This is a genomic window from Ruminococcus sp. AF17-12 (assembly GCF_003479245.1).
Taxonomy (GTDB): domain Bacteria; phylum Bacillota; class Clostridia; order Lachnospirales; family Lachnospiraceae; genus Blautia_A; species Blautia_A fusiformis.
Map to the genome: position 1 here is coordinate 17,288 of NZ_QUGY01000018.1, position 19,814 is coordinate 37,101.

Annotated in this window: 14 protein-coding genes and 1 other annotated feature; of the genes, 3 read left to right on the top strand and 11 right to left on the bottom strand. The window is 45.7% G+C overall.

Annotation, left to right across the window (positions count from 1 at the left end):
* Nucleotides 1-36: 36 nt before the first annotated feature.
* From DWW77_RS15870 to DWW77_RS15915, 10 genes are all read right to left on the bottom strand, one after another.
* Nucleotides 37-1,263, bottom strand: coding sequence for a hypothetical protein (locus DWW77_RS15870; protein WP_118609106.1), 1,227 nt, complete (start codon nucleotides 1,261-1,263; stop codon nucleotides 37-39).
* 81 nt (nucleotides 1,264-1,344) lie between these two features.
* Nucleotides 1,345-2,160 (bottom strand): PP2C family protein-serine/threonine phosphatase, encoded by an 816-nt coding sequence (locus DWW77_RS15875; protein ID WP_118609107.1) that lies wholly within the window; start codon nucleotides 2,158-2,160, stop codon nucleotides 1,345-1,347.
* Nucleotides 2,161-2,191: 31 nt separating this feature from the next.
* Nucleotides 2,192-4,057: a serine/threonine protein kinase gene (locus tag DWW77_RS15880; protein WP_118609108.1), complete on the bottom strand. Its 1,866-nt coding sequence runs from the start codon at nucleotides 4,055-4,057 to the stop codon at nucleotides 2,192-2,194.
* A gap of 98 nt (nucleotides 4,058-4,155) precedes the next feature.
* Nucleotides 4,156-7,854, bottom strand: a complete 3,699-nt coding sequence (gene rpoC / locus DWW77_RS15885) for a DNA-directed RNA polymerase subunit beta' (RefSeq protein WP_118609109.1) — start codon at nucleotides 7,852-7,854, stop codon at nucleotides 4,156-4,158.
* 17 nt (nucleotides 7,855-7,871) lie between these two features.
* Nucleotides 7,872-11,729, bottom strand: a complete 3,858-nt coding sequence (rpoB, locus tag DWW77_RS15890) for a DNA-directed RNA polymerase subunit beta (RefSeq protein WP_021652198.1) — start codon at nucleotides 11,727-11,729, stop codon at nucleotides 7,872-7,874.
* Between the two features lie 224 nt (nucleotides 11,730-11,953).
* Nucleotides 11,954-14,590, bottom strand: coding sequence for a right-handed parallel beta-helix repeat-containing protein (locus DWW77_RS15895; protein ID WP_147419597.1), 2,637 nt, complete (start codon nucleotides 14,588-14,590; stop codon nucleotides 11,954-11,956).
* 149 nt (nucleotides 14,591-14,739) lie between these two features.
* Nucleotides 14,740-15,114 (bottom strand): 50S ribosomal protein L7/L12, encoded by a 375-nt coding sequence (gene rplL, locus DWW77_RS15900; RefSeq protein WP_015526302.1) that lies wholly within the window; start codon nucleotides 15,112-15,114, stop codon nucleotides 14,740-14,742.
* Between the two features lie 75 nt (nucleotides 15,115-15,189).
* A complete protein-coding gene (rplJ, locus tag DWW77_RS15905; protein WP_021652200.1) occupies nucleotides 15,190-15,699 on the bottom strand; it encodes a 50S ribosomal protein L10 in 510 nt (169 codons plus the stop codon).
* 52 nt (nucleotides 15,700-15,751) lie between these two features.
* Nucleotides 15,752-15,888 (bottom strand) — a sequence feature (ribosomal protein L10 leader region).
* A 50-nt stretch (nucleotides 15,889-15,938) separates the two neighbouring features.
* Entirely contained in the window at nucleotides 15,939-16,568 is a 630-nt protein-coding gene (gene upp, locus DWW77_RS15910; RefSeq protein ID WP_044961929.1) for a uracil phosphoribosyltransferase, read from the bottom strand.
* 158 nt (nucleotides 16,569-16,726) lie between these two features.
* Nucleotides 16,727-17,605 (bottom strand): Cof-type HAD-IIB family hydrolase, encoded by an 879-nt coding sequence (locus tag DWW77_RS15915; RefSeq protein WP_015526305.1) that lies wholly within the window; start codon nucleotides 17,603-17,605, stop codon nucleotides 16,727-16,729.
* A gap of 493 nt (nucleotides 17,606-18,098) precedes the next feature.
* Here DWW77_RS15915 and DWW77_RS15920 point away from each other — a divergent pair, with 493 nt between their 5' ends.
* Complete coding sequence (locus tag DWW77_RS15920; protein WP_286188032.1) at nucleotides 18,099-19,064, top strand: FAD:protein FMN transferase; 966 nt, start codon at nucleotides 18,099-18,101, stop codon at nucleotides 19,062-19,064.
* 149 nt (nucleotides 19,065-19,213) lie between these two features.
* Here the strand turns inward: DWW77_RS15920 and DWW77_RS18660 are convergent, their stop codons facing one another.
* On the bottom strand, nucleotides 19,214-19,363 hold the full coding sequence (locus DWW77_RS18660; protein ID WP_412123123.1) for an MGH1-like glycoside hydrolase domain-containing protein: 150 nt from the start codon (nucleotides 19,361-19,363) through the stop codon (nucleotides 19,214-19,216).
* Between the two features lie 11 nt (nucleotides 19,364-19,374).
* Between DWW77_RS18660 and DWW77_RS18585 the strand changes: the two genes are divergently transcribed.
* Nucleotides 19,375-19,482, top strand: a complete 108-nt coding sequence (locus DWW77_RS18585) for a response regulator (RefSeq protein WP_180211352.1) — start codon at nucleotides 19,375-19,377, stop codon at nucleotides 19,480-19,482.
* A gap of 39 nt (nucleotides 19,483-19,521) precedes the next feature.
* Nucleotides 19,522-19,809 (top strand): response regulator, encoded by a 288-nt coding sequence (locus DWW77_RS15930; RefSeq protein ID WP_114001821.1) that lies wholly within the window; start codon nucleotides 19,522-19,524, stop codon nucleotides 19,807-19,809.
* The last annotated feature ends 5 nt before the right edge of the window (nucleotides 19,810-19,814 follow it).

Genomic DNA, 19,814 nt, shown 5'->3' on the forward strand with positions numbered 1-19,814 from the left:
AAAGGATGACGCGCCAGATACGCATCATCCTTTTTTTCAGCTTTTTTCTTCCCCTTCTTCGTAGGATTTCTCCCATATCTCGGAAAATACTGCCAACGGGCAGTCTGTCAGCAGACACATGAGGATGAAACACTCATATGGATTTACTATGTAGATCTCACCCATGCCGCATCGTGCCAGGATTTCCTGGATCTCATCCAGAAAATAGCGGTATCTTGTATATGGATCATCATCTGCCATCTCCTGAGAGATCACAAAAAATTCCAGCGTGATCAGATCAAATCGTTCTACCGGAAACTTATGGTTCAGAATGTTATTGATCCTCTGGCGGCTGAACCGCTTCTGGCTGAAATGTTTTGCCAGAATGGAAGCGGACATTTTTTTCAGATTTCCCATCTTGTTAATGGGAATTCCGCTGCATATCACTTTCTCCAGATCGGAAGCACTGATATTTTCAGGTTTCCAGATTTTTTTACCGCCATTTTCCTCTTCATCTTCCTGATACATGGCTGCAATAATCTTTTTTGCACGCTCCACAAGAATCATAAACTCCTGAAAAGCCTGGCTCTTTTCAGATTTCGGATCATCGCATCTGCCTTTGAGAAATGCCAGATATTCCAGAAGTTTTTCCTCACTGTCCAGACAGAGCCCTGTACCATATACAACCTCACCGGTCTTTTTTTCCACAGGCGTCAGCTCTTTATAGGTTTCTCTGTATTCTTCCGCCTTATAGTAACCAAGATGGTTCCGGTAACAGTACCAGTAAATCACTTCTTCCGGATTATGAAAATCAAAATCCTGCTCCCGGAGCACCCTGGTCAAAAAGTCGGATACGTCCTCCGTACTCATTCGAAGTCCGAATCCCAGCAGAAAAACGGTTTCACGCTTCACAGACGCCTGTGTCAGCCAGTTGTTCACCAGCGAACTCAGTTTGGCCGAAGTCGGAGACATGGATTTTGGTGTATAAGTTTCCTTGAAAGATTCCACCACAATATCCCTGTAAACCTCCTGGGGTACCTGGGAAAAAGGCTCTTCCAGCTCTGCACGCTCGTAAACATATCGTTTCAGATAATCACCGAAAGAAACCAGTTCCATTTCTTTATAAAGATAATGAAAAATAACGTCCGCATCCTCATCCTCAAAAGAATCCAGACTGACAACCTGGCGGAACTTCTGTGCCGCCTTTCTTGTAAATTCAAAGTCCTTCACAGAATCGAAGGCAACTGTCTGTTCAAAATCAAGATCCTGCATTCGATTTCTCATCGTAAATTCTCCTTATCCCTTAAATTCCTCCCCGGCAGAATTGTCCAAACAGCAGTATGAACATCCTTTGCTGCAGATTTTCTACCGCCCGGTACTGTACCGTTCTGCCCATCGTTTGAGAGGATTCCTTTCTTCGTAGCCACTGATCTGTGCAAGAACCATGGTTACATTATCTCTGCCGCCTTTGGCCAGCGCCATTTCCAGCAGTTCCTCTACTTTCTCCTCTGCTGTACTGTTTTTCCCAAGGATTTCCCGGATTTCCTCATCAGAAAGCATATCCGTAACTCCATCCGAACAGATCAGATAACTGCTTCCGGTCTGATATCCGATTTCCACAATAGACGGCTCCAGAGCCATATTTTCTTCCTGAAAGCCCAGATATTGTGTCAGAGGGGCTTTTCCCAGCATTTTCCCGCCAATGACATGGTCTGTGGATATCTGGCGGAGTTTTCCCTGAAAATGCCGGTAAATACGGCTGTCTCCAAGATTACAGGCATAAATAGCTCTTTCACTGAAAGACAGCAATGCCATGGTGGTTCCCATGCTGTTGATACAGTTTTCTCTGCTGTAACGACATACTGCTTCATTCATATTTTCGCAGGCTCCTGTCAGAAAAGCCACCGGTTCCTTTTTCAGGCTCCTGCGGTTTTCTTCATAAAAACTGCCCAGTGCTTCCACCGCAGCAGAAGCCGCCATTTCTCCACAGCTTTCTCCTCCCATGCCATCAAAAACAGCCAGAACGGGAAGCTGCCAATGCTGTGTATGACCTGCCAGGATTCCGTCAACTCCCTGGTTGTGCACCGGCAGGCGCACACCGCAGCACCAGAAATTATCCTCATTATTTGCTCTCACCTTTCCGGTGTGGCATGTGTATGCATAATCAATCTGATAGGCCATTCTTTTTCCTTTCGTAAAAACCCTTTCGACATTACTGCTGAAGCTCCATTACCGAATTACTCCAGTATTTGTCTCCCAGTTCTACATATTCATCGTTATCGCTCTCTTTATCATGGACCTTTCCATCCTTATCAATCCATCGGATCAAAAGGCCGTCCTGATAATAGAAATACTGTTTCTCGTCTCCGTCCCATACATAAGTATAAAACATCTGCTCTCCCCAGTAAAAATATTCCTCATAAACACCATCAGCGGAACTGTCCGGATATACAAGCACTTTGGCAATTTCTCCTGACCCATTATAAAAACGCAGGCGATCCCCCTCTGTGCCTTCGCGTTTATAACTGTCCAGAGCATCCTCTATGGTTGTCGCATGTTCTCGTATGGTTTCCATTTCCTGGGCAAAACTCTTATCCGAACTGTCTGCAGTCCCAAAATTTCCTTTATTCAGAGCATCCGAATCATCGGTATCTACATATGTATCTTTTCCACCATCTGCAGAATTCAGAACATTTCGTGCCACGAGGATTCCGCCGATCAGCACAATAAGTATAACAGCTGTAATGATAATCCTGGAAAAGCTCTTCCGCTTTTTTCTTTCAGAAACACTTCCGTCATACTCTGTTACAGGTTCTTCCCATTCCCGCAGATCCTGGTCACGGCTGTCTTCCAGATCGGTTATAGAAGTGACTTTTGGCTTTACCGCTCTGGATACTGGTTTTCCAGGTGCTGATTTCTGTGGACTCTGTACCACACTCTGCACTTTTGCCGTATTCTGCGCTGTATTTTTTGCCGTTTCTCCTGTGGAACGTTTCTCAGGCTGTACAGACACCTGCCCGGAATTTTTCCGTGCCTGACGGATCGCCTCTGTATTCAGCTGACTTGTTCTGGCCAGCTGTTTGGCGGCACCTTCCTGAAGAAACTTCGGCATGGACTCCGGAACCGGCCTTTCCCCGGTGGTTCTCGGTTTTGAAGGAGTTGTACCCTCATACCGGATTCGCTCCAGCGCCTGCCTCAGTTCCTGCGGCGTCTGATATCGTTCCTTTTCCTCATAGGCACAGGCTTTTAAAATAACCGCGCCAAAAGCTTCTCCCGCATCTGCCGGCGCAGGCGGTGTTTCACCTGACATTCTCCTTGTCAGCGCATTTTCTTTATCTCTGTATGTGATCAGCTGTTTTTCAAGATTCAGAAACGGAAGCCTGTTATGATTCATCAGTTTATATAACACCAGGCCAAGTGCATAAATGTCCACTCTGCTGTCGTACTGTTCTCCCCTGTACATCTCCGGCGCCATATAGGAATAAGTTCCCTTTTTGGAAAGGGTACTCATGGTTTTTTCCAGTTCTCTGGCGATTCCAAAGTCCCCCAGCTTGAAATCCCCGAACCTGGATACAAAAATATTCTCAGGTTTGATATCCCTGTGGATGATGTGAAGCTGCCCACAGTATTCCAGTGATCTGCAAAGATCGATACCCAGCTTCATCACTTCTTTTTCTGTGAGATTTTTTCCCGCATAATATTCCATGAAGCTTGTGAGATATTCCATGCGGATAAAAATATCCCATCCGATCTCGTCCAGATATTCCATCACCTTGTAATCTTCTACAGATACAATATGGGAATTTCCCCGGAAATACTCCATGGTGCTTACTTCCTGAATGCACTCCTCCACCAGATTTTCAAAATAACCGCGGACAGATTTTTCATCACCGGATTCTGAGCGCACACTGTCCAGCTCCCCTTTACTGGCGGGGATTGTGATTATCTTAATTGCCGAGTAAAAAGAACGTCCCTTCTCAGTTCTCTGAGCTTTATACACTCTTCCAAAAGAGCCTTCCCCGATCTTGCTTACGATCTTCCATTCCGGCCACGGGGAAATTGGCAGTTCCTTGTCCATCGCAATCCCTCCTCTCTCAGAAAATCCCTGCTTATAAACAGAAATCTCCCTCCGGATTTCCGGGGGGAGATTTATTTATATTAGCAAGGTATATCGACTTATTCTTCTACCGGTGCAGTTTCCTCTGCTGTCTCTTCAACAGCAATGGTCTCTTCCTCCGGAGCAGTCTCAGTCTTCTCTTCCTCTACGGAAATTTCCTCTGTATCCTCAGGCTCCTCGGAAGCTGTTTTTACCTCCGGCATTCCTGTGTCAAGACTGATCTCACTGTAACGCTTCATACCTGTACCTGCAGGAATCAGCTTACCGATGATAACGTTCTCTTTCAGACCGATCAGCGGATCGATCTTACCTTTGATAGCAGCCTCTGTCAGGACTTTTGTTGTTTCCTGGAAGGATGCTGCTGACAGGAAGGAGTTTGTAGCAAGGGATGCTTTGGTAATACCAAGCATAACCTGTTTGCCCTCTGCCGGCTGTTTGCCCTCTGCCTCAAGTTTCTCGTTAACTTCCTCAACATCAAGGACATCAACAAGTGTTCCTGGCAGGAACTCTGTATCTCCGTTATCCTCGATACGGATCTTCTTCAGCATCTGATGAACGATAACCTCGATATGCTTATCGTTGATCTCAACACCCTGCAGACGATATACACGCTGAACCTCACGAATCATGTAATCCTGAACTGCACGCACACCCTTGATTCTCAGGATATCATGCGGATTTACACTACCTTCTGTCAGCTCATCGCCGGCCTCAAGAACCTGTCCGTCAAGGACTTTGATACGAGAACCGTATGGGATCAGGTAAGTCTTGGAATCGCCTGTCTCCGGATCGTTTACGATGATCTCACGTTTCTTCTTAGTGTCGTTGATCGTGGCAACACCTGGGATCTCTGTGATGATTGCAAGACCCTTCGGCTTTCTTGCCTCAAAAAGCTCCTCGACACGAGGAAGACCCTGTGTGATATCTCCACCGGCAACACCACCGGTATGGAAAGTACGCATGGTCAGCTGTGTACCTGGCTCACCGATAGACTGTGCTGCGATGATACCAACAGACTCACCAACCTGTACCGGCTCACCGGTAGCCATGTTCGCACCATAACATTTTGCGCAGACACCAACCTTGCACTTACAGGAAAGGATGGTACGGATCTTCAGTTTGTCGATCGGTCCGCCTGTCTGGTTGCTTACGCCCTCTTTCATGATACGGGCTGCACGCTTCGGTGTAATCATGTGGTTTGCTTTAACAAGGATTTCTCCATCTTTATTCTTAACTGTCTCACAGGAGAAACGTCCTGTGATACGCTCCTGAAGGCTCTCGATCTCTTCTTTTCCGTCCATGAATCCACGAACGACCATACCGGAGATCTCTGCTCTGTTCTCACAGCAGTCCGCCTCACGAACGATCAGATCCTGGGATACGTCAACAAGTCGTCTTGTCAGGTATCCGGAATCGGCTGTACGAAGAGCGGTATCAGAAAGACCTTTACGAGCTCCATGAGCGGACATGAAGTACTCCAGTACGTCAAGACCTTCACGGAAGTTTGACTTGATCGGGAGCTCGATGGTATGACCGGTTGTATCAGCCATCAGTCCTCGCATTCCGGCAAGCTGTTTGATCTGCTTATCGGAACCACGGGCTCCGGAGTCAGCCATCATGAAGATGTTGTTGTACTTATCAAGACCTGTAAGAAGTGCCTTTGTAAGCTCATCATCGGTCTTCTTCCAGGTATCAACAACCTCTTTGTAACGCTCTTCCTCTGTGATAAGACCACGTTTGTAGTTCTTTGTGATACGGTCAACAGTATCCTGAGCCTGCTTGATCATCTCCGGCTTCTGCGGCGGCACGGTCATATCGGAAATGGATACGGTCATGGCTGCACGTGTGGAGTATTTGTAACCCATAGCCTTAACGGAGTCAAGTACCTCGGCTGTCTTTGTTGCACCGTGAGTATTGATAACCTTTTCAAGGATCTGCTTCAGCTGTTTCTTACCTACAAGGAAATCAACCTCAAGAAGCAGTTCGTTTCCAGGTACGCTTCTGTCCACAAATCCAAGGTCCTGCGGAAGGATCTCGTTGAACAGGAAACGTCCCAGTGTGGACTGAACATTGCCGCTTAAAACAGTTCCGTCCGGCATTGTCTTATGACAATGGACAATGATCTTTGTCTGGAGTGTGATGACCTTGTTCTCATATGCAAGAATTGCCTCGTTGACACTCTTGAAGAACTTGCCTTCACCCTTATTTCCAGGTCTCTCCTGAGTCAGGTAGTAGATACCAAGGACCATATCCTGTGAAGGAACGGCTACAGGACCACCATCTGACGGTTTCAGAAGGTTGTTCGGTGATAACAGAAGGAAACGGCACTCTGCCTGTGCTTCCTGGGAAAGCGGAAGATGTACAGCCATCTGGTCACCATCGAAGTCAGCGTTGAACGCGGTACAAACAAGCGGATGAAGCTTGATCGCCTTACCTTCTACAAGGATCGGCTCGAATGCCTGGATACCCAGACGATGCAGTGTAGGTGCACGGTTCAGCATAACCGGATGCTCCTTAATGACGTCCTCAAGGACATCCCATACTGCCGGCTCAAGCTTCTCTACCATTTTCTTGGCATTTTTGATGTTGTGGGAAGTTCCGTTGGCAACAAGCTCTTTCATAACGAAAGGTTTGAACAGCTCGATAGCCATCTCTTTCGGAAGACCACACTGATAGATCTTCAGTTCAGGTCCTACGACGATTACAGAACGTCCGGAATAGTCAACTCGTTTACCGAGAAGGTTCTGACGGAAACGTCCGGATTTACCCTTCAGCATATCGGAAAGGGATTTCAGTGCTCTGTTTCCAGGGCCTGTTACAGGACGTCCGCGGCGTCCGTTATCGATCAGGGCATCTACAGCCTCCTGCAGCATACGCTTCTCGTTGCGGACAATGATATCCGGAGCACCAAGCTCCAGAAGTCTTTTCAGACGGTTGTTTCTGTTGATGATCCTTCTGTAAAGATCATTCAGGTCAGATGTTGCAAAACGTCCTCCGTCCAACTGTACCATAGGACGAAGATCCGGCGGGATAACCGGGATAACGGTCATGATCATCCACTCAGGACGGTTGCCGGACTCACGGAAGGACTCCACAACCTCAAGACGTTTGATGATCCTTGCACGCTTCTGGCCTGTTGCGTCCACAAGCTCTGCCTTCAGTTCTTCGGAATCCTTTTCAAGATCGATAGCCTGAAGGAGCTCCATGATGGACTCAGCACCCATACCTACACGGAATCCCTCTCCGTAAGACTCACGTGCTTCCTGGTACTCACGCTCGGTGAGTACCTGTTTGTACATAAGTCCGGAATCTGCAGGATCCAGAACGATATAGTTAGCAAAGTAAAGCACTTTCTCCAGTGTTCTCGGAGAAATATCAAGGATCAGACCCATACGGGACGGAATTCCTTTAAAGTACCAGATATGAGACACCGGAGCTGCAAGCTCGATGTGTCCCATACGCTCTCTACGAACGGCAGATTTGGTTACTTCAACACCGCATCTGTCGCAGACAACGCCTTTATAGCGAATTTTTTTGTACTTTCCACAGTGGCACTCCCAGTCCTTGCTCGGTCCGAAAATCCTTTCACAGAAAAGACCATCCTTCTCAGGCTTCAAGGTTCTGTAGTTGATCGTTTCAGGTTTTAAAACCTCACCGTGTGACCACTCTCTGATCTTCTCAGGGGACGCCAGTCCGATCTTGATGGCATCGAAAGTCATTGGCTGATATGTTTCATTGGCGTTGGTTGTTTCTGCCATGTATTCTTTCCCCTTTCTTATTCCTCATCATCAAAGGACTCTTCAAACTCGATCATATCATCTTCGTCTTCCATGTCCTCATCTTCTTCTACATTGACAAGCTCTTCTCCGCTGAACTCCTGCTTGGTGTAGCCGTGTTTACCGAAGGACTCCTCATCTCTGCGTCCTCTGGAATCGCCCTCGATGACATGACGAAGATCAGTATCTCCGTAATCAGAGGTTTCCATAATGTGTACCTCTGATCCGTCCTCGCTGAGCACACGTACATCCAGACCAAGAGACTGAAGCTCTTTAAGAAGTACCTTAAAGGACTCAGGAATACCTGGCTCAGGAATGTTGTCACCTTTGATGATCGCTTCATAGGTCTTAACACGTCCGATCACATCATCAGACTTCACTGTCAGGATCTCCTGCAGTGTGTAGGAAGCACCATATGCCTCCAGTGCCCAAACCTCCATCTCTCCGAAACGCTGTCCACCGAACTGAGCTTTACCACCCAGAGGCTGCTGTGTTACCAGGGAGTATGGACCCGTGGAACGTGCATGGATCTTATCATCTACCAGATGATGCAGCTTCAGGTAGTGCATGTGACCGATCGTTACAGGGCTGTCGAAGTACTCGCCTGTTCGTCCGTCACGAAGTCTTACCTTACCATCTCTGGAGATCGGAACGCCCTTCCAGAGTGCTCTGTGAGCTTTATTCTCATCGAGATACTGCATAACATCCGGTGCAAGGATGTCTTTATATTTCTCACGGAATTCCTCAAAGTCTTCCGTATTAACGTAATCGTTGGCAAGCTCCAGAGTATCCTGGATATCAACCTCGTTTGCGCCATCGAATACAGGTGTTGCAATATTGAAGCCAAGTGCTTTGGCAGCAAGGCTCAAGTGGATCTCCAGGACCTGTCCGATGTTCATTCGGGAAGGTACACCCAGAGGATTCAGCACGATATCAAGAGGACGTCCGTTTGGAAGGAATGGCATATCCTCAACCGGAAGTACACGGGAAACGACACCCTTGTTACCATGACGACCAGCCATCTTATCACCAACGGAGATCTTTCTCTTCTGTGCAATATAAATACGTACTGCCTGATTTACTCCAGGGCTCAGCTCATCGCCGTTCTCTCTTGTAAATACCTTGGCATCTACGATAATACCATACTCACCGTGCGGTACCTTAAGGGAAGTATCACGTACCTCTCTTGCCTTCTCACCGAAGATAGCACGAAGGAGACGCTCCTCAGCAGTAAGCTCAGTCTCTCCCTTAGGAGTAACCTTACCGACAAGGATATCACCGGCACGTACCTCAGCACCGATACGGATGATACCGCGCTCATCCAGATCCTTCAGAGCGTCATCGCCGACACCCGGAACGTCACGTGTGATCTCTTCCGGTCCCAGCTTGGTATCACGGGATTCTGCCTCATATTCCTCAATATGGACAGATGTATAAACATCATTCTGTACCAGTTTCTCACTAAGAAGAACAGCATCCTCGTAGTTATAACCCTCCCAGGTCATAAATCCGATCAGCGGGTTCTTACCAAGTGCAAGCTCACCATTGGATGTAGACGGGCCATCCGCGATAACCTGTCCTGCCTCAACATGCTCACCTTGGAACACGATCGGTCTCTGGTTGTAGCAGTTGCTCTGGTTGCTTCGCATGAATTTAGTCAGATGATAATCATCTTTTGTTCCGTCATCATTCTTGATAGAGATATCTGTAGATGTGGAACGAAGTACTGTACCTGCTTTTCTTGCAACAACGCATACACCGGAGTCAACAGCTGTCTTGGTCTCCATACCTGTACCAACAACCGGAGCCTCTGTTGTAAGAAGCGGAACGGCCTGACGCTGCATGTTGGATCCCATCAGCGCACGGTTCGCATCATCGTTCTGCAGGAACGGAATCAGGGCTGTAGCAACGGAGAATACCATTCGCGGAGATACATCCATGTAATCGAACATGTGCTGCTCGTACTCCTGTGTCTCCTCGCGGTAACGACCGGAAACGTTCTTATGAATGAAGTGTCCCTCTTCATCCAGCGGCTCATTCGCCTGTGCTACATGGTAATTATCTTCCTCATCCGCTGTCATGTATACAACCTCATCGGTTACACGCGGGTTGGAAGGATCTGTTTTGTCGATCTTTCTGTACGGAGCCTCTACGAAGCCGTACTGATTGATCCTTGCATAGGATGCAAGGGAGTTGATAAGACCGATGTTCGGTCCCTCAGGAGTCTCGATCGGGCACATTCTTCCATAGTGGGAATAATGTACGTCTCGAACCTCGAATCCGGCTCTGTCTCGTGACAGACCGCCAGGTCCCAGTGCGGAAAGTCTTCTCTTGTGAGTCAGCTCTCCAAGCGGGTTGTTCTGATCCATGAACTGTGACAGCTGGGATGATCCGAAGAACTCTTTTACTGCTGCAGTTACAGGTTTGATATTGATCAGGGACTGCGGAGAAATACTCTCTGTGTCCTGTGTTGTCATTCTCTCACGTACCACACGCTCAAGTCTGGAAAGACCGATGCGGTACTGATTCTGAAGCAACTCACCGACAGCACGGATACGACGGTTGCCCAGGTGGTCGATATCATCATCGTTACCAAGGCCATACTCCAGATGCATATTGTAGTTAATGGACGCAAGGATATCTTCCTTGGTGATGTGTTTCGGGATCAGGTCGTGGATATCACGTTTGATCGCATCACATCTGTCCTCAAATGTGTCATTTTCTTCCAGAATTTTTTCGAGCACTGGGTAGTATACTAATTCTGTAACACCCAGGGACTTCGGATCCTCAAGCTCCGGCAGATAGTGACGGATATCAACCATAAGGCTAGAAAGAACTTTGATCTCTCTCTCCTCACCCTGGATCCATACGTACGGAACTGCGGAATTCTGTAATGTATCAGCAAGCTCTTTTGTAACAAGTGTCTCAGCCTCAGCAAGGATCTCACCTGTTGTTGTATCTACAACATCCTGGGAAAGCTTGTGGCCTACGATACGTTTATTGAAATGAAGCTTCTTATTAAATTTATAACGTCCGACTTTGGCAAGGTCATATCTTCTCGGATCGAAGAACATTGCCATGATCAGGCTCTCTGCGCTCTCTACTGCAAGCGGCTCGCCCGGACGGATCTTCTTATACAGCTCAAGGAGACCTTCCTGATAGTTTGTGGAGGTATCCTTTGTAAAGCTGGCAAGGATCTTTGGCTCTTCACCAAACAGATCAATGATCTCAGCATTGGTTCCAATGCCCAGTGCACGGATCAGAACAGTGATCGGAACCTTTCTTGTTCTGTCTACACGTACATAAAATACATCATTTGAATCTGTCTCGTACTCCAGCCATGCACCTCTGTTCGGAATTACAGTACTGGAAAACAGTCTCTTACCAAGCTTATCATGAGCGATCGCGTAGTAGATTCCAGGGGAACGTACTAACTGGCTGACAATAACACGCTCAGCACCATTGATAACAAAGGTACCCGTAGCTGTCATCAGCGGTAAATCTCCCATGAAAATCTCGTGTTCGTTGATCTCTTCTGTTTCCTTATTGATCAGCCTTACTCGAACCTTCAAAGGTGCGGCATAAGTCACGTCACGTTCTTTACACTGCTCGATGGAATATTTTGCATCTTTTTCATCGTATGTGAAATCGATGAATTCCAGACTGAGCTTTCCGCCGTAATCTGCGATCGGAGAAATATCATCAAATACTTCTTTTAAACCTTCGTCAAGAAACCACTGGTAGGAATCTTTCTGAACTTCGATCAGGTTTGGCATTTCCAGGACTTCTTTTTGTCTCTGGTAGCTCATACGCATGCTTTTTCCAGTTTTTACAGAACGAATTCTGTTTTTTTCCATTGACGTTTCACCCCTGTTTTTTTATTATTTATTACAACATGATCCCGCCTGACCTTTAGGCAGGCATATCTAGCCATAATATAGCATCCTCCACTTTAACATAAGAAAAAAAGTGTGTCAAGCACTTTTTTTGATTTTTTTACATTTTTCAAAAAAAAGATTCTGTTCCTTCTATACATACGATGTATGGATATCCGGAACAGAATCTTTTTTATCACACATACTTACTTCACAACAGTATTTACTGTTACTGTATTTCCGTATTTATCTTTTGAGACAAGTTTCAGAGCAGTATTCTTTTTTTGCTTCTTTATTTTAATAACGTACTGTTTCTTTTTGTTTACGGATGATACACCCAGCTTTGTCTGTTTTCCGGAACGCTGCACATATGCAATAACTGTCTGGCTACCTGATGCAGTTCCGCTTATAGCTGTACTTCTTGATGTAACAGTTCTGCATGAAGGACGGTTGATGCCGTTCCATCCTTTGCAGCTTTTTACATATACCGCCTGAACCTTTCCGTTTTCGCAAAATGTATTCTTTTTCATGACCGGTATTACAGATGCATATGCATAAACACCATTCCCCGTATTTTTCTCCGCACGGTTTCCTGATACTTCGGATACTTTTGATTTCCAGAGCAAAATACCACTTTTTGCATTTGATGTCACACGATTGCTTTTTACCCTGACTCCGCCGGCCACATACTCAATTTTCACGCCATGATTTTTGTTGGATAAACAGATATTACCAAGAACATTATTGTTCTTTCCTGCATTTACACGTATTCCCGAGCCGGCCACTGATTTAACAGTATTCTTCTGTGCAGTGGATGAAGTATTTACAGATTGCAGATAAATTCCATCTCCGCCTGCTCCGGAAACAGTATTCTGCTCTACAAGATTTCTCTGTTCTGATCCTGCTGCATAGACAGAACCGGAGAGATAAATTCCCGTATTTGCAGTTCCGGACACTGTATTCCTGCTGATAACGCTTCCTCTGGAATCCTGGGCATAAATCCCAAAATTGGAATATGAAGAAGTTTTTTTCATTGTTACCTGATTATCTGTTACGGTATCTGTGTCAGTAAGAGACATGCTGATTCCGTTTCCATATCCGCTGATCTGATTATCTTCTACAGTCACACCTTTCACCGGATATATCTTTTTAGGGAGCACAGCTCCATCTTTTTTCATATTATAGCCTGAAACTTTTATACCACTGCAGATCCATGCAATTCCACCAATGCTGGTAGTTCTGGCAAGACTGATGTAGTTTCCTGCCACACGAAGATTCCTGTTTTTCAGCATGTCCGGCCCATCATCATAGCCTGGCGTCTGGTGTGTATTGCTGCTCACAGAAGAAATGTCCACTCCATTTCCCACATTTACCATGGTATTATTTTCTGCTGTAGAATCTTCATAATTCATAAACCTTATACAGCGTTTTTTTACATTATGGAAAGTATTATTCGTAACTGTGATCCTTTTATATGTTTTTCCGGACATCATACTGTGCGTTCCCAGCCCTGTAAAGACATCTTCGAACACATTTCCATCAATCACAAAATCTTCACAGGTCGTTCCATCATAAGGTCTGTACTGCGGAAAAACATTGCTCTCATCTGTACAGCAGTCGATCTGAATACATTCCTGTCCGCCTTCCACATAATTCTTATAATAGCCACTGAATGTACAGCCTGTGATCTTGGCATTTTTCACTCCGCCAAATTCCAGAAAATGAGATTTTAGATTATTAAGAAATGTAGCATTTTTAATCGTAACATTCGTAGCATGTCCAATGCAAAATCCCACAAATCCGCCTGGTGCATCCTTATTTTCCACACACTGATAATTGTAGTCCCAGGTTCCTCCATCGATCACAATGTTGCGATATCCATCATATCCGCCTTCTGAATCTTTGGTATTTCCAAGACGGAGGATCAGATGTTTGGTGGTAGACGTTTTTGTAATATTAGCGTCTCTTGCATATAAGTACATATTACTGTACATGCAAAGTGTACCTGTCAGTTCATAATTTCCCGGTGGAATTATGATCTTGCAGGGATTTTCATCTGTGGCCTGATCTTTCAGTTCAAGAAACAGTGTGTTCAAGGGTGCTGTGATATCCTGTCCTTCCTCAACTTCCAGAGTCACAGTCTGATAAGTTCCAAGTTCTCCATCTGAAGCATCTCCTGCGGAAAAATCCCCAGCAGCATTGGCATCATCTGTAAAATCAGTCTGTGCCTGACCTGCGCCTTCATCAGCTTTATTATTATCCGGCTCTGCGACGTTTTCTACATTACCGTTTTCCTGCTGAAGCTGAAGTTCTTCGGAACCGTTATCGCCGTTCTCCGTTCCTTCGGAAAAATCTGCCGACAATTCTCCGCTGATACTGCCATCTACTGTCTGAATATCCTCACTGCCAGCTTCCGTTGCTGCATTGTCAGAAATATTCTTATTTGTGTCAAAATCTCCATCTGTGCTTCCATCTGAAAATGTGTCTTCAGTTGAATTTTCCGATATTTCCTCATCCCCCGGTGCCTCTGATACATCCACTGCTTCTACAGCACCTGACTCTATCTTTGTCCAGGATGCCTGTGATGCAGGAACCACACTGCCATCGTTATCCAGCACAAGCGGATCCAGATCCTGTTCCGGCATATTTTCCTCTTCTTCAAGCTCCTCCTGCTGCTGCATTGCAGCTTCCTGAGCCCGAAGTTCATCCAGAGGATTTTTCACGTTTACAGTTATATTTTTTACATTTTTTCCGACAGACACTGTCCTGGCTGCCGTCGGAAAAGAAACTCCTGTGATTCCCAACGCAGCAGCAAGGATACAAGCCATTATTTTTCGTTTCATATTCCATCCACCCTTTCCTGTCTCCTTTATTATCCTTTCTTTTTCTTCAAAAAGCAAGATTTACCCTGGATTTTTTCACTAAAAAAGGCTGCTGTGCCGCCGGTAAACCGGCAGTCACAACAGCCTTTAAAACTTCTGATCTGATCGGATTATTTAAGTGTAACCTTAGCTCCCTCAGCCTCAAGTTTAGTTTTGATGTCCTCAGCCTCAGCTTTGGATGCGCCCTCTTTAACAACCTTCGGAGCACCATCAACGATAGCTTTAGCCTCTTTAAGTCCAAGACCTGTAACCTCACGAACAACTTTGATAACTTTAACTTTGTTAGCGCCAACCTCTGTAAGCTCTACGTCAAACTCATCTTTCTCCTCAGCTGCCTCGCCTGCTGCACCTGCTGCTGCTACAACAACACCTGCTGCTGCGGAAACGCCGAACTCTTCCTCACAAGCTTTTACAAGGTCATTTAACTCTAATACAGATAATTCTTTGATTGCTGCAATAAATTCTTCTGTTGTTAATTTTGCCATTTTAATTTCCCTCCATTTATAAATTTTAATTAATAATCATGCGGTCGTTATGCCGCCAATTGCACGTTGCTGGGATTACTCAGCAGCTGCTGCGTCAGCTCCGCCGTTCTGCTCTGCGATCTGATTAAGCACACGAGCGAAGTTTGCGATCGGAGACTGCATGCTTCCAAGCAGTTTTCCAAGAAGTTCCTCTCTTGAAGGAATTGTGGACAGTGCCTGAATTCCGGCCTGATCATTGTAGTTACCTTCAACTACACCTGCGATCAGCTCCAGTGCCGGGAACTGTTTTGCATATTTAGCAAGGATTCTTGCCGGAGCAGTTGCGTCTGTCTCGGAGATAGCGATCGCATTTGTGCCATGTAAATGATCACTAAGGCTCTCAAATGCTGTACCCTCGAATGCACGACGCATCATGGTATTTTTGTATACCTTGTACTGAACACCAGCTTCTCTTAACTCTTTACGAAGAATTGTATCCTGCTCAACTGTAAGACCGCTGTAGTTTACAAGTACAACAGACTGTGCGTCTTTAATGCTGTTAGAGATCTCTTCTACGATTGGTTGTTTCAGTTCTACTTTTGCCATGAAATGGTACACCTCCTTATAGATTTTGTATACCGCCGTCGCAATAAGTCAATCTGTTTTAAAAAAAGACCTTACTGCTTCGCAATAAGGCCTTGTGTAATCTTAACTCAGAATACTTGGACCTCGGTAGGCGTTTTGATCCTTATGCCTTACGGCACCTACTGTCTTCGGCAGCGTTCTTAGGTACAATACCATAACAGTGCCGGGTGTGTCAAGTATTTTTTAAGATTTTTTCAAAATTATTTAGTACCAAAAATTCTGTCACCGGCATCACCAAGTCCCGGGCAGATATAAGCGTTCTCATTGAGCTCTCTGTCAAGGGAACCGCAGTAGATCTGTACATCCGGATGTGCCTCATGGAGACGTTTCAGTCCCTCAGGAGCTGCGATGATGCACATAAACTTGATATTCTTTCCGCCCTGTTTCTTGACAAAATCAATGGCAGCTTCGGCAGAACCGCCGGTTGCAAGCATCGGATCAACGATCACTGAAATACGCTCGTCAATAGATTCAGGAAGCTTACAGTAATACTCATGGGGCTCATGTGTTACCGGATCACGGTAAAGTCCCACATGTCCGACCTTTGCAGACGGTACCAGTGTGAGAATGCTGTTTACCATTCCAAGTCCTGCACGGAGGACCGGGATCACTGCCAGCTTCTTACCTGAGATCATCGGTGTCTTACAGGTTTCTATCGGTGTCTCGATTTCCACTTCCTCTGTAGGAAGATCACGAAGCGCCTCATATCCCATCAGGATTCCGATTTCCTCCACCAGTTTACGGAACTCGTTTGTTCCTGTATTTTTATCACGGAGCATTGAAATTTTGTGTTTGATCAGCGGGTGATCCATAATATAAACATTTTTCATTTTTTCCATCGTGATTTCCTCTCTTTGTCTGTGTTTTTTGTAAAGCGAAACTTCTCATTCCACTCTGCTTCATACACCGGAACGCAAGCCTTTCGCTTTTCTGTATTCATCTTTCTACATTATAATATATATGGCACTTTTTCAAAAGGGGGGAAAAACTATTTTCCCTGGCGTTCCAAAACCTGATCGATAGCATAGGCCACACCAAACTCATTGTTGCTCTTTGTGATGTATTTTGCTGCCTTTTTGATCTCCGGAACTGCATTTTCCATTGCAACGGTTGCGCCGAAATCCATGGAAATCATGGAATAATCATTAAGGCTGTCACCAAGAACCATCACCTCATCCATGGTATATCCCAGAGACTCGATATATTCTTTCAGCACCGGGCCTTTCTGCGCCTCTACTGCTGTAATCTCCTGATTATATATAAAGGAAGAAGCCACTGCAACGGCTGGATTTTCTTTCAGCTCATCGCTGAGTTTCTCCAGCTGCTCCACATCTGCCGCAAAAATGAAGATCTTATATATCGGCGCACCGCTGCTCTCCAGGGAACGGATATCGGAAATCCCTTTCGTGTTTCCGGCGATTCTGCGGTACTGCAGGGATTTCCGTACAATCTCCTCGCTGGTATCTATGTCCATATTGAAAAGACGGATCTGCTGAATGATCCCGTCTTCAATTTCCTTCTTTGTTCCAATACGGTAATCATAGCGATCCGTAAAAAATGCTACAGATACCGGGTATTTTTTTGCCGTATTGTAGACCTCCTCACACAGTTCAATAGAGATCGGTGTACTCTTTACAACCTCCTGCTGCGGATTCCGTACTTCAGCACCGCTGCTCACCACATAATCACAGGTCAGCTCTGTTCCCTTCAGCTCCTCCATGGCACCGGGAAAATTCCGGCCGGTGGCAACCATAAAACGGATTCCCGCATCGCAGGCACGCCTGACCGCCGCAAGGGTTTCCGGTGCGATCCTATGGTCATCACCAAGAAGTGTGCCATCCATATCACTTGCAATTACTTTTATCATGAAAAATTTCTCCTTTTATCTGTAAAAATTCCGGTCAATCATTCGGATCCATAGCAAATATGTCCTTTTTTCGGAGAAATTATATCTTATATTATTGCAAAATACAATGATTTTTGCGACAGGCATATGCCTTTCTGATTTCAGAAATACATGGTATAATGAGATTTCATAAATCTGTCCGATGTCGGTCAAGCGTATATCCGCAATCCGCGTCGCTGCTTGATCCGGTTAAGTGAATAACCCCATCCACATGTACTACATAGATTTGCATCAAATAAATGCTCTTCAGTTAAGTCAGTCAATCAGAAAACAGGAGAATATTATGTCAACTTATTTTTTTCATTCCAAAAGAAGCCGCTCGCATTCCCGTTTCTTCTATTTAATATTGTGCACAGTCCTTGTCTGTCCAATACTCCTTTTCACAGGCTGCCAGAATACCACTGGCACCAGCACTGCCACCGAGAAGGAGCCTATCAGCATCAGCAGCATCAAATTGAACACAGCCATACAGATCACCATTTACGATTCCCAGGATAAGTCCCTCCTGGATGACTGTCTGGCACTGTGCGATAGGTATGAGCTGATCTTCAGCCGGACAAATGAGAACAGCGAGCTTTATAAATTAAATCACCGGATATCAGATTCCGCTGTATCAAATCAAACCATTGAAACTCAGACCACTCCCTACCAGGTCAATGGCACCACAAACACATGGCATATATCCGAATACCTTGCTGCTCTGCTTTCCGAAGGACTCGATATCACCAGGGAATCCGACGGTGCCTTTGACATCGCCATTGCGCCTTTGACCTCTCTCTGGGATTTCACAGCAGAAGACCCGAAGGCTCCGGATGATGCAGATATTCAGAAAGTTCTCCCCCTGTGCAGCTCCGACGGCGTCACCATTGACGGGCAGGATATCACACTTCCCTCTGATGACATCCAGTTCGATGTAGGCGCCATTGCCAAAGGCTATATTGCAGACCGCCTGAAAGATTTTCTGGTAAAAAAAGGCGTAAACAGTGCTATCATCAACCTTGGCGGCAATGTCCTCTGCATCGGCTCAAAGCCCAACGGCACTCCCTTCAAGATCGGCATCCAGAAGCCTTTTGCAGATCGCAACGAAACCGAAGCCGTTATGGATATCACCGGAAAATCTGTTGTATCCTCCGGAATTTATGAGAGGTGCTTTAAGCAGGGCGGTAAATTATATCATCATATCCTGAATCCCCAAACCGGCTATCCTTATGAAAACGGCCTGATTTCTGTGACGATCATCTCCGACCAGTCTGTGGACGGCGATGCCTTAAGCACCACCTGTTTCGCCCTTGGTCTGGAGGACGGACTGAAATTTGCGGAGAAAAAAGGCGTGCAGGCTGTATTTATCACAGAAGATTATGAACTGCATTATACGGACGGATTCCAGGATGAGATCAATGTCACTGATGTGGAATCCTGAACCATGAAATCTTTTTCAGTAACAACCAAAAACCTTACGGATAGACCATATTTGTCACATAAGTCTGCGGATAATCTTTCAGAAGATTTGCCATTGCTGTCTGTGTCTGTGTCGTTGAAAATGGCTAGGATGGACCGTCCCACAGACATTCATAATCTGCCTCCGTACCGTGGATGTCTCTGTTCCGCAGTTGTAGGGCCACAGGGGGAGGCAAAACCTTCCGGATTCACAATCTGCTCCCAAGCTTCTTCATATCCCTTATCCGGAAGTTCAAAACACCATGGGATAAATCCGAGCAAACAGTGATCTTCTGGAAGCAGATAATGCCGAAGATGGCCTGAAGATCATTCTCAAAGAGCATCCTGACATTATTATCACAGATATGAAAATGCCCGTCATGGACGGAATACAGCTCTAAAAAAAGCCGGAAGAACTTCACATCGACAGCAAAATCAGTGTGATCAGCGGATTCAGCGATTTCAAATATACAAGACTTGCGATCCAGGCCGGTGTTATTGATTACATACTGAAGCCTGTTGATCCCCAGAATTTGAACAATGCGCTTTCAGCCACAATTTCTCAGTTGGAAAGTGAAGCAGGCAAAACTTGGACTTCCGATTCTGCTTCATCACCCGAACCCTGCTCTGCGTTCACCAGTAGGGTAATCAGTGATGTTTTTGATTATATCAATGCACATTATCTGGAAAATATCTCCCTGGCCGATATTGCAGAATCTTTTTTCTAAGTAAG

Coding starts and splice junctions, on each gene's coding strand:
- DWW77_RS15870 (WP_118609106.1), bottom strand. CDS start 1,263: ATGAGAAATCGAATGCAGGATCTTGATTTTGAACAGACAGTTGCCTTC.
- DWW77_RS15875 (WP_118609107.1), bottom strand. CDS start 2,160: ATGGCCTATCAGATTGATTATGCATACACATGCCACACCGGAAAGGTG.
- DWW77_RS15880 (WP_118609108.1), bottom strand. CDS start 4,057: ATGGACAAGGAACTGCCAATTTCCCCGTGGCCGGAATGGAAGATCGTA.
- rpoC (WP_118609109.1), bottom strand. CDS start 7,854: ATGGCAGAAACAACCAACGCCAATGAAACATATCAGCCAATGACTTTC.
- rpoB (WP_021652198.1), bottom strand. CDS start 11,729: ATGGAAAAAAACAGAATTCGTTCTGTAAAAACTGGAAAAAGCATGCGT.
- DWW77_RS15895 (WP_147419597.1), bottom strand. CDS start 14,590: ATGAAACGAAAAATAATGGCTTGTATCCTTGCTGCTGCGTTGGGAATC.
- rplL (WP_015526302.1), bottom strand. CDS start 15,114: ATGGCAAAATTAACAACAGAAGAATTTATTGCAGCAATCAAAGAATTA.
- rplJ (WP_021652200.1), bottom strand. CDS start 15,699: ATGGCAAAAGTAGAACTGAAACAACCAATCGTAGAAGAGATCTCTAAC.
- upp (WP_044961929.1), bottom strand. CDS start 16,568: ATGAAAAATGTTTATATTATGGATCACCCGCTGATCAAACACAAAATT.
- DWW77_RS15915 (WP_015526305.1), bottom strand. CDS start 17,605: ATGATAAAAGTAATTGCAAGTGATATGGATGGCACACTTCTTGGTGAT.